This window comes from Butyricicoccus sp. Marseille-Q5471, assembly GCF_951230135.1.
In the GTDB taxonomy this organism is placed as follows: Bacteria; Bacillota; Clostridia; order Oscillospirales; family Butyricicoccaceae; genus Agathobaculum.
This window is the reverse complement of the sequence record NZ_CATNVC010000004.1, coordinates 25543-37026: the sequence shown is the minus strand read 5'-3', so window position 1 is coordinate 37026 and position 11484 is coordinate 25543. Positions and strand designations below refer to the sequence as shown.

Annotated in this window: 4 protein-coding genes; 2 read left to right on the top strand and 2 right to left on the bottom strand. The window is 57.3% G+C overall.

From position 1 onward, the window contains the following. Nucleotides 1-43 precede the first annotated feature (43 nt). Together QOX26_RS06420 and QOX26_RS06415 are read left to right on the top strand one after the other, a co-directional pair. Complete coding sequence (locus QOX26_RS06420; RefSeq protein WP_283674144.1) at nt 44-349, top strand: phasin family protein; 306 nt, start codon at nt 44-46, stop codon at nt 347-349. A 63-nt stretch (nt 350-412) separates the two neighbouring features. Continuing rightward, nucleotides 413-1993, top strand: coding sequence for an ABC1 kinase family protein (locus QOX26_RS06415; protein ID WP_283674143.1), 1581 nt, complete (start codon nt 413-415; stop codon nt 1991-1993). Nucleotides 1994-2037: 44 nt separating this feature from the next. On the opposite strand, the gene QOX26_RS06410 is transcribed toward QOX26_RS06415, so the two are convergent. Further along, entirely contained in the window at nt 2038-3603 is a 1566-nt protein-coding gene (locus QOX26_RS06410; RefSeq protein WP_283674142.1) for a recombinase family protein, read from the bottom strand. A 328-nt stretch (nt 3604-3931) separates the two neighbouring features. Next, complete coding sequence (locus QOX26_RS06405) at nt 3932-11191, bottom strand: MBG domain-containing protein (protein WP_283674141.1); 7260 nt, start codon at nt 11189-11191, stop codon at nt 3932-3934. Nucleotides 11192-11484: the final 293 nt, after the last annotated feature.

The window sequence follows — 11484 nt, the reverse complement described above, 5'->3', positions numbered from 1 at the left end:
GGTGTAGTAAGGTGATTCCGAGTAAGAAAACGAGGTGACCGATATGATTGAAAAATTTAGCGATGATTTAAAGAAGATCTTTTTGGCCGGCGTGGGCGCGGTCGCGGTGACTGCTGAAAAATCGGGTGAAATGATTGATAAGTTGGTTGAAAAGGGTCAGCTGACCGTCGAGCAGGGCAAGGTGCTCAACGAAGAACTGAAGCACAACGCCAAGAAGACGGTGAAGAACGTGTTCGATCTGGACGACAGCGCGGAGTCAATCGCAAAGCGTATGGATTCCATGTCGCAGGAGGAGCTTGCCGTGCTGCGCGCAAAGCTCGCCGCGCTCGACCGGAGCGAAGAAGTGTAAGATACCGCACCTGACCGCGGCCATCCCTCACGGGAGGGCCGCGGCTTTTATTAGGAGAGCATCATGAAAGACGCTAAAACCGCCCATCCCTCGCGCCTGTCGGAGATATTCGGCGTGCTGCGCCGCAGCGATGTGGTACACGGACTCGATCCGCGCAAGCTGCGCACCGTTTTGGAGGAACTGGGGCCTACCTTCATCAAGCTGGGTCAAATCCTCTCGATGCGTGCTGACCTTATCCCGCGCAAATACTGTGACGAATTGAAAAACCTGCGCACCGAGGTCACGCCCATGCCGTTTGATGAGGTAACCCGCCTGCTGCGAGAAGAATACGGCGAAATGTACGATGAAATCTTTGCCGAAATCGATCCTGTGGCACTGGGATCGGCCTCAATAGCGCAGGTGCATAAGGCGATGCTATGCAACGGCGAAATCGTTGCGGTCAAGGTGCAGCGCAGCGGGATTTATGAAACCATGTCGCGCGATATTACGCTCATTCGCCGCGCCATTTCGATGCTCAAGGTCGTGACGGGCGAGGGCGCGCCGGACGATTTGCGCACCATCATCGACGAAATGTGGGTCGCCGCACAGCAGGAGATGGATTTCATTGTCGAGGCTGACCATATTGAGCGCTTCACTCGGGAAAACAAGGGCATTGTGTATACCGCCTGCCCGCAGGTGCACCGTGCGTTGACCACGCGGCATGTGCTCGTGATGGAATATGTGGACGGCATTCCGGTTGACGATCTGAGCATGCTCACGCAGCAGGGGTATGATTTAGCGGAAATCGGCGAAAAGCTCGCGGAAAGCTACGCGCAGCAGGTGTTGGAAAGCGGATTTTTCCACGCGGACCCGCATCCGGGCAATCTGGTGGTGCGCGGCGGGCAGATTGTCTGGCTTGATTTGGGCATGATGGGCGAGCTGTCCGGCCGCGACCGGCAGCTGTTCGGACAGTTGGTCAGTGCGTTTGTTGCAGGCGATGTGTGCGCCTTAAAGGATGTGTCGCTGTCGCTCGGCATCCGCCGCGGGGAAATCGACCATGCTGCGTTGTACAGTGATATTGATTTGTTTGTTTCGAAATACGGCTCGGCTGAGTTTGCCGCCCTCGATCTGGGCGAGGTGCTGCGGGATTTGACCGATGTGCTCAATCGCTATCATATCGGACTGTCGCCCGGACTGAGCATGCTCGCGCGCGGCGTGCTGACCATCGAAGGCGTGCTCAGCAGGACGAGTCCGTCGATTAATTTTATTCGCATCTTTTCGGGGCATCTCGCGGGTGAGGCCTTTCGCAGGGCAGACTGGGGCAAGGAATTGCGGGACGCAGGCGTGCACGCGGCGCATGTGCTCAAAAAGGCGGTGGATATTCCGTCTTATCTGGCGGACGTGCTCAAGATGACGGTCAAGGGGCAGACCAAGGTCAATCTCGAGCTGACCGGCTCGGAACAGCCGCTGCGGCGCATTGACCGCATGGTGGATAAGCTGATTCTGGCAATCATTACAACCGGCCTGTTGGTCGGTTCCAGCCTGATTTGCACGACCGATATGAAGGGCAAGCTGTTTGGCATTCCGGCGCTCGGCGCGGTCGGTTATTTGCTTGCCGTCGTGCTTGGTCTGCGGCTGCTGTATGATATTTATCGGAAACGCTGACAAAGGGAGAACCCAACCGGGTTCTCCCTTTGTTTTGGCATACGTTAGACGGGGCAGATGTCACCGCGCACGGCGCGAAAGACTACCTCAATATCTCCGTCGCCCACAATTACCTGTTCAATGACGGCGCAGGCGATTTTCTTCTTTTCAGGGATGGTATAGTCGTGCCACTCGGTTAAAATCGCTTCAAAATAGGGTTCTAAGTCATAGGGCGCGCGCTCATACAGCAAGGCGTCCCGCTCGGCCTGCAGCGCGGTCAGGGCTTGGTTCCTCTCGTGGATTTGCGCCGAAATGATATGTACGACATCGACCTCGGTGATGTGCGCGAGGTTTTGCGTGAGCCGTTTGATGTCCTCCTCGCAGCGCACAAGCTCTATTTCAATGCGGTTGCCCTCTGCGCTTTGCGTCTGCTGCACCTGCATCGGCACGCTCCGATAGCCATCGAGGTACTCCAGCAGGCGCAGCTCGGCGGACGATTCAATCTGCTCGAGCGTCATCACCTGCGTTCGTCCCGGACAGACGGCATTGCCGCGCTTGTGTCCGCCGCAGTTGATGTAGTGGCCGGACATGCCGTTGGGTTTGTTGACCACCGTAATGGCGTAGCCACATTTTTGGCACTTCATCAGACCGGACAGCCAGCTGTGCGTGCCGGAGCCGCTGCTTTTCAAGGCCTTGTTCCGGTCGAGCTTGTACTGTGTTTGCAGCCAGAGCGCGGCATCGATAAGCCCCTCATGCGGCGCGCACGTAATGAAGCTGTGGGACATGTCCGAAAACTTGCTCTGTGTCGGCCGTGTTTTGCGGGATGAAAGCGGTGCGTAGCAGTAACACCCGTGACACTGGTCAAAGCGTTCGATGGGGTCGTTTAGCGTTGCCCCCTTGGACTGTAAATAGCGGTAAACCTTCGCATCGGCACGCACAAACGCGGGATTTCGCAGCAGCCGTCCGAGCGGGAGCGTGCTCCACGACCCGCCACGTGCGGTGCGATATCCGGCAGCGTTGAGCCAGCGCGTCAAAGTGCCCAGCGTTTCACCGTCCTGCACATACCGCTCGAACATCCGGCGGACGATGACGGACTGCGCGGGGTGGGGCACATAGCATGCCGTGTGTCTGCCGTCCACCATGGTTTTGCCCTTTTCAAAGCCATACGGCGGCAGCCCGCCTAGGTACATGCCGGTTTTGGCGCGGGCGAAGTAGTTGTCGGTGACACGCCGCTGGATGGTTTCGCGTTCAAATTGCGCGAAGACCATCATAATCTGCGCCATGACCGTGCCGGAGAGCGAGTCATCGAGCAGAATGCCCTCGGTCACGGACTGAAAATGCACGCCCTGTTCGGTCAGCTCCTGAGACAGACCGGTAAAGTCGTGCACGCTGCGGCTGATGCGGTCGAGCCGGTAGACAAGGATTTTTTCAACCCGCCCGGCTTTGGCATCGGCCACCAACTGCTGGAGGGCGGGACGGTCGGTGTTTTTGCCGGAGAAGCCTTTGTCGGTATAGACCCGAACGCGGTTCAGCTCCGCGGTAGTTAACGCCGCCCGGCAGAAATCGGCCTGCTGCTCGACCGAGATGCTATCAGCTCGCTCGACCGACTGCCGCGTATAAATCGCAATCATATGGCTCTCCTTTCTTGGCTTTTGGAGGATGATTACGGATTTTCGGGCAGCGGGCGGTCAAAACTCATGCAATCTGCGCGAGAATCGCCTTGAGTTCGCTTGGGGTGGGGGTGTCGTCTGAAATTTTTACGGGCTTGGCAGCTGCGGGCATGCAATCATCTCCCATACTTGCTTTTCTATCCATTATATGGCTCGAGAGAATCATCAATGCCACCATATTTGTCCCCCAAATGGCTTTGGTGGGGTGTCAGAATAAGCGTCGCCGCATCAAATGAAAACGGTGGCTGTTCTTGATGAACAGCCACCGTTTTGATGTGTGCTTAGTGTGTTATTGCCCCAGATATCGATACAGGAAAGTTACAATCTGTGCGCGGGTGCAGCCTGCAGCGGGGGAGAAGGCGTCCATCTCGGTTCCGCCCGTAATTTTCTGCGCCACTGCCCAAAGGACAGCGTTTGCATAGTAGGCGTCATCGGCCACGTCACCGAAGGGATTGTCTGTACTTACCAAAGGTTTTCCCGCCGCGCGATAGAGGAAGGTGACGGTCTGGCTGCGGGTCACTGTTTCATCGGGGCTGAAGGCGGTTTCGCTTGTGCCCTCGGTGATGCCCTTTTCGACTGCCCACAGGACTGCCTTGTAGTAATACGCATCTCTGCTGACATCCGCAAACGGATTGACCGTCGCTGTCGGCTCGGGACTGCCCATGGCTCGCCACAGGAAGGTTATCGTCTGCGCGCGGGTGGAGATGGTGTGCGGCGCAAAGATGCCGTCCGCCGTGCCGCCGGTCACACCGTGCGCAACAGCCCAGAGCACCGCGTCACGATAATACGCATCGTTTGGCACATCGCCAAATGGATTTTCGCGGGTTTCCTTGTTGAATTTCGGGGTGACGGTAACGGCGTCGCCGGGCATGGTGAAGGAGTATGTGCCGTCAGCATTTTTGGTAACGGAAATCGGCTTGCCGTCCTTGTCTGTCACGGTCACGCCGCCGTCGGTAAAGCCGCTGTCCGGCACTACGGTAACAGTCACCTTATCGCCCTTTGCGGGTTTCGCGGGCTGCAGGGTTACCGTGCCGCCAATCACCTCGGGAAGGGTCACTTCCGGCGTGGTGGTTGCCACACTGCCGCCGCCTCCGCTGTGGGACGGCGTGTAGATGGTAAGCTGCGCGGTCGTTTCCGCGGCTGCATAGTTTCCCATGGCCAGAATGGACGCCTTCACATAATATGTGCCATTCTCGGAGGGCGCACCGCCATCGGCAGCCGCGCCGTGTGCGGCCGTTGTCGGCTGGGTGCAGGCCGCATCGGTATAATAGGTGTAGCGCACTGTGTAGCTTGCGCTGATGTCGCCATCCGCGCCCGCGCCGCGAATGTGAGCCGCGCTGATTTCGACCGCCTTGCCGGTGTTCGCTATGGATTGGTTGGAAAGGGTTAGCGCGGGTGTGACGGCAGTGATTTCCCATGCCTGCGTGAGGGCGCTCCCACCCGTCAGCGTGTAATTTGCGTTGGACAGGGCGGTTGCCTCTGCGGTATAGCTGCCCTTATCCTTGCCGGTGTTGTCCGTATAGGCCGTGACCGTAACGACATCGCTGTTGACGGCATTGCTAACTGCTGCGGTGATGCTCTGCTCGGCGCTGTTGTATGGCAGGCGCAGCGGGGCATTCCAGGTTAGCGCAACCGGCTTCGGGTTGACGGTCAGCGTGCCGCCGATAAACGAAATGCTGTAGTTTGGAGAATGCAGGCCGGATGGGGTGATGGGATACGAACCGACATCGTCAAACTGCTTGTAAACGCAGTCAAATTCTGCAGTACCGTCCAGTGAAACGCCATTCACCGCATCGTCCCCCAACAGTGTGTAGCGCACGGTGTAGCCGGGGGCCGCGTCGCCGTAGGTGACGGTTTTATCCTCCGCCGTGACATCAATCGGAGCAGGATCAATTTGCAGAAATCCGGTGGCTTCGGTAGAGGTGTAGTACGCATTGTCTGTGCTGACATGGGCGGAAGCCAGATACGTTCCTACATTCTTCGGTGTGTGCTTGGTATAGTCGCTCTGGTCGGTATAGGTGAAGGTAATCCCGCTCACCTCGAGCGGATTGCCCGCGACGTCGCCGGTCACCGTATAAGGCACGACCCAATTCAGTCCCTTGTAGGTGACGATGGTCTTTTCATCCAGCTTCAGCGTCACCGTCTTTTTCGCGACCTGAACGGCAAACCGGGTGGATACATCTCCGTAGCCTTCCTTGGTCGAGGTGGCGGTGATGATGGTCGTGCCGGGCTTCAAAATCGTGATTTGGCCGTCGCTTTCGACCGTGGCAACCTGCTCGTCGCTGCTGGCATAGGTGATGGTCGCGTCAGGCTCCTGTGCGACAATATCGTTTGCGAACGAATCGTCGCCGTAGGTCTTGTTTACCACGGTGGCCGCGAATACCGGCTGTGTCTGTACGTTTTCGGCAATTTCCATCACACCGAAGTTGGAACCGGTGAGTTCGGCAACCATATCGCCCGCTGCAACGGTGACCTCGTTTCCAATCTTATAGTTGGGGTCGCTCTGAGTGATGACATAGAGGTACTTGCCGACGGCGGTGGGTTCTGAAATGACATCGCCGACCGCGCCGTCCTCCGTGATGGCGTAATAGGTCACTGCGGTTTGCACGGCCGGAACGGACATCGGCGTAACCGCCTTGGGATTGCCGTCATATTTTTGCGTTGTGCCGGCGGCAGCCCATACCACGACATTGCCCTCGGTGATGGTCAACTCCACCGTGTTTTCACCGTTAACGGTATAGCTCTGACCGTCCGACAGCTCTGCGGTGACGGTATAAGTGCCCACATCTCTGGGAATTTCACTTTTGCCGTCATACTTGACCGTAAAGTCGGAGAATATGCGGTTTTTGCTGTCCACTGCACTCACCATAACGGCCTTTTGCTGCCCGTCATAGAGATAAGTATGCGTGCCGAAGGTGAAGGTAATGGGCATCGGAGCGATTTCTGCATGCGCTGTTTTTTCAATGGTTGTGGGACTCAGGATATAGCTGTCCGCCTTGGAGCCGCCAACGCCGGTGATGATGCATTTTGCTGCGGCAGAGTCCGCCACGATCTTGTCGGTGAAGCCGCCGGTATAGACTGCGGTGAGCTGATCTCCCTCTACAGCGGCGACGGCGACGGTGAAGTCAGCCGCGGTGGTGCCGTCGTACTCCTTATTTGCAACGGTGACGGTGAAGTCATCTTCTGTCAGCGTCTTGGGATTGACGGTCAGTGTTCCCGGCTCGTAAGTAAGGGTGTAGTAGTTCGAGGTCAGGCCGGACGGGGTGATGAGGTAGCTGCCCGCGCCCTTGGAAGGGGTATAGGTGGTGGTGTAGGACGCCTCGCCGGCGACGTCGTTGCCGATCACCGTGCCCGCTGTGGTATAGACGTTGGCCACGCTGCTGAACGGTTCGCCGTAAACCATGGCCTGATTGTCTGCAGTCACCACGACAGGCTTTTTCTTTACTGTGAAGGTGATGGTGCGGGTTTTGTCCTTGTATCCGTCCAGTTTGCTGGTGGCGGTAATGGTCACGGTGCCGGGCTTCACAATGGTGACGGTGCTGTCGCTGATGCTGACCGCGTCGCCGCCCGTCACGGCATAGGTGACGGTGCTGCCGGTGGTATTGCCCTGCGCGGACAGGGTGAAGTTCCCATCGCCATAGGTCACCGTATCGGGTACGCCGACGATTTCAAACGAGTCCTGTGCCGCGCTGGAAATGGTCAGCTTGGCGGTGAACGGCGTAACCGTGTAATTTACCGCATCCTTGAGCGCAATGCCGACGGTATATTCGCCCACGTCTCTGGGAGCTGCGGTTAACCCATTGTAGGTTACGTCGTAATTCGTAAACAGCTTGCCGTCCACATAGGCGGAGACGGCGGCGGTTTTCACGTTGCCGTCATAGGCCACGGTACTGTTCTGGCACACCACGGTCACGGAGGCGGGGGTGATGCTCGCGGTGGCCGTCCCGGTGGCTGTCGTAAGCTTATAGTTGTCCGCCTTGCCGCCGGTGAGGGACAAGTTTGTAAAGTCTACCTGCTTGCTGTTGCCGACATTCGCGTCTGCAAATTTTACCGTAAAGCCGACTCCAAGCGTGTCACTGCCCACCAACGCGGTGGATTTCACCGTTACGCTGCCGGTAGCTGTGGTGGCGGCGTCGTAGACCTTGGGGTTGGCGGCAAAGGTCAAGTCGTCCACGCCCAGTGCCTTTTGAGTGACGGTCAGCGTGCCGGGGACATAGGTGAATACGTACTTCTCCGAGGTCACCCCCTTGGCGCTAATGTCATAGGTGTTCACGCCCTTGCCTGCGGTATAGCCGGAGAAGGTCAGGCCGGTCGCATCGTAATCCGAGGTAATTGCTGGCGAGAACGTGAGCTGCGCCGCGTCGGTATAAGGAGAAGCATCGCCGTAGGTAACGCTCTTGTCCTGTACAGTCACGGTGACCGGCGCTTTGGAGATGTTGATCGTGTAGCTGGCGTACACCGGAGTGGTGCCGCTCTTTGTGGAGGTAGCCGTAATGGTGGCGCTGCCGGCTTTGAGAATGGTCACTGTGCCGTCTCCGGCAACTGTGGCCACGCTTTTTTCACTGCTGGCGTAGGTCGGCGTGGTGCCGTTTTCATTGGTCAGCTCGTTTTGATAGGTCGTGTCCGTAGTTAGCATGTTTACCACGCCGGTTTTGAAGCTGATGGGCTTTTGCTGGTCAGACGCACCCGCCTTGATCAGCAGGTAGCCCACGTTATCATAGCTTGCGCTGGCGGGCAAAGCTGTGCTGCTGCCGACGCTGTATGTCCGGGCGATTTCATAGTTGGTCTGCGTGCTTTTAAAGCTGATGACATAGAGATACTGCCCCGCCGCCACAGTTTTTGATACCGGGGTGGTGCTGGCAAGTACGCCCTCGTTTTCATCCACGCGGTAATACTGAATATTGAAAGCATCCGCCGTCAGCTTGGAGCCGGTTTTGTCGAGAGTAATGGTCTTTGCCACACCACTTTCGTAGGTCTGCTCCGTGCCCGCGATGGTGAAAACCATGGCACGTTTGACGACGCCCTGCGAAACCGCCGAGGAGGTTTTTTCGTTGTAATTGCTGTCGCCGCTGTAAACCGCAGTGATGGGATGAGTCGCTGCAGTCAAATCGCTCTTTTTGAGCGTGGCAACGCCGTTGCTGTCTAACGTGACGGTTGCAAGATCCGCATTGCCGTCCTGAAAGGTAACTTTGCCGGTGGGTACCGCGCCGCCAGTGAAGGCAACAGTGGCGGTGAAGGTTACTTCATCCTCGTAGATTGAGGCGAGCTTGGAGCTTGCCAGCGTAACCGTGGGGTTAGCCTTGTTGATGGTTAAGGTGCCCGCGTCCAGCACAGCGGCGTAGTAATTATCATTGCCAACTACGGATATCTCCAGAGCGTAGGTGCCCGGCAGAGTTGGCGCGGTTTCGGATTTTGCATAGGTCGTGCCGCTTGTCCCCGTATAATATACCTTGTAATCACCCATGGCGGCACTCGTCGTCATAGTGACAACTTGCGGGTAGCCGTTATAAGTCTTCGGGTTCTTGCTGTAAGTAAAATCGTCGATGGTCGGTGTTTTCTTGGAGATGGAAATCGCATAGCTTGTTGTTTTGCCATCTAACGTGATGGTCAGGGTTTGGCTGGCGATCGCTGCCGTAGAGTCAAAGCCCGATACCATACCTGCGGTGACAGCCTTGTCATAGGTGGAATCGTCGCTGCGCGTAACCGTGATTGTCAGGTTGGACACATCTAATGTATCACCCACAATATAGGCGGTTTTGTGATTGGTGCTCTTTAGGGCAATGCTCTTTGTGGTCAGCGTGGCAAGGGTGATGTTGGCAGCAGTGACTGCTGCGTCCACTATCGTCACATCGGCAGCGGATTCGGCATAGTTGCCGGAGCTTGCCGCCACACGCACAACATAGTCGCCGTTGGGCGCTTTTTCGCTGATTTTATATGCTCCGTTCGAGTCGGTCGTGCCGCTGCCGAAGGAGGTCTGAAAGGTTGTGTCTGTCTTTTCATACAGATTCACCGTAATGCCCGAAACGCTTGCACCGGAGGTGCCGGCGCTCACCGTGCCGGAAACCTCATAGCCCTTGCGGGCAAACGTGACCGTCACGCTCACAGGATAATTCGGCATGGTAAAGGCCTTGTCCTTAACCGTTACCGCCGTGTTTGTGTCCCCGGTTTTGGTGACGGTGATGGCGGACAGCTCAAACCCTGTACTTGGTGTGTCGGAAATACTCACGGTCTGACCCGGGGCGGCCTTCGTGACCGCAGCGCCGTCTGCATTGACGGTGTAGCTGCCGTTGGTGGATGTACTCGCGGTGATGGCGTACAGCGGCAGCACACGCACATAGCGCTTTGCGCTGGTGGTACCTGTTAGGGTCGTATAGGTTTTATTGTCGTCACTGTCCTGAATCAGGCTGCTCGCGGCGGTAATCGCGCCAATGACGCCCGGCTTGAACGTGCTGTCGCTATAGCCCCCGGATACATATACCGTGGCGGTAGAGTCGACGGTCAGGTTTTCGTAGATGCCCCATCCGGGATAATAGTTGTCGTATTGTCCGCCATTGCCGCCGGTGATGGTTGTGCTGCCGCTGCCTGTGACACTTACGCTGCCATGAACGCCAATGCCTGCGCCATTGCCGCCGGTAATGGTTGTGTTACCGTTGGAGCCGGTATCGATGGTCACAGTCTTGGCGCTGTTAATGGCATGAGCGCCCTGACCGGATCTGGAGTTGCCGATTCCGCCTGTTCCGCCTGTCACCGTGCAGCTTCCGGAAAGGGTTACAGGAGAGTTCTCCAGCAGCCGCAAGCCTTCTCCTCCGGCAAGCAGGGAACGATTTGCACTGCCGACGCCGCCGCCTGTTCCACCGTTGATGACGGAGTTGGTCACGGTAAATGCGCCGATATTCTTGGTATAAATGCCGTTACCGCCCTTTCCGGCAGTGCCGGCGCTGCCGATGGACGTGCCGTTGGCCGAACCGCCCCAGCCGCCCTTGATTGTGGCGCTTGTAAAGGTTAGGCTACCGCCGGTGGCATTGATACCGTCGCCGCCTGCGCCGCCGGAAAATGAGGCGGTACCCATGGCGATACCGCCTTGGCCGCCGGAAACGGATGCGCCGTCCTTGACGATCAGGCTGCCGCCGGTGAGCGTTATACCGTTGCCTCCCGCGCCGCCGCTGTATGCATTGTTCGCTATGCCGCCTTGACCGCCAACAATGCTGCCGGCGCCTAAAACGGTCAGAGTGCCAGCGGCAACCGTGATTACCGTGCCCCCCGCTCCGGCATCGACTGTGGTTCCGTTGGCGGCGTCCGCCCCTGCGGCGCCCGTCAGCGTATTCCCGCCCAAGGAAAGCGTAACGTCGCGGCTAACTGTGAGCGTTCCTGTAAGGGTAATCGACCCTGAAAGAATAATTGTGTCCGTGTTGCTGTTAGCCAGCGCCAATTTTAGGTTTGCTTCGTCTCTCACGATCGCCCCCGCCGCTCCTGCGGGTATTGTCATGGTGGGCAGCAGGGATAGTACCATGCACACCGTCAGCGCCATGCTTAAAATTCTCTTTTTCATATATTTTCCCTCTTTCAATCGAGTATTTTTTTCGGCCAATAGCACACGCCTACGTCCAACGCACGCGGTCTGTACAGATGGAAGTCCGCATGTTGACAGTACCAACACTCTCTTGTTTCCGGATGGCACCCTTCTCGCGGTGTGAACGCCGGGCAGCTTTGTCCCGGCCACACATTGCCGTCTGTATTGGGCGCGGTGAGCGGCTGGTCGGTTTGCCGTCTTGCGGTTTGAGGCATCAAAAAAACGCTCCCTTCTCTTTTGTGAGTTCCTGCGATGAGGATAGCACGAAAGAG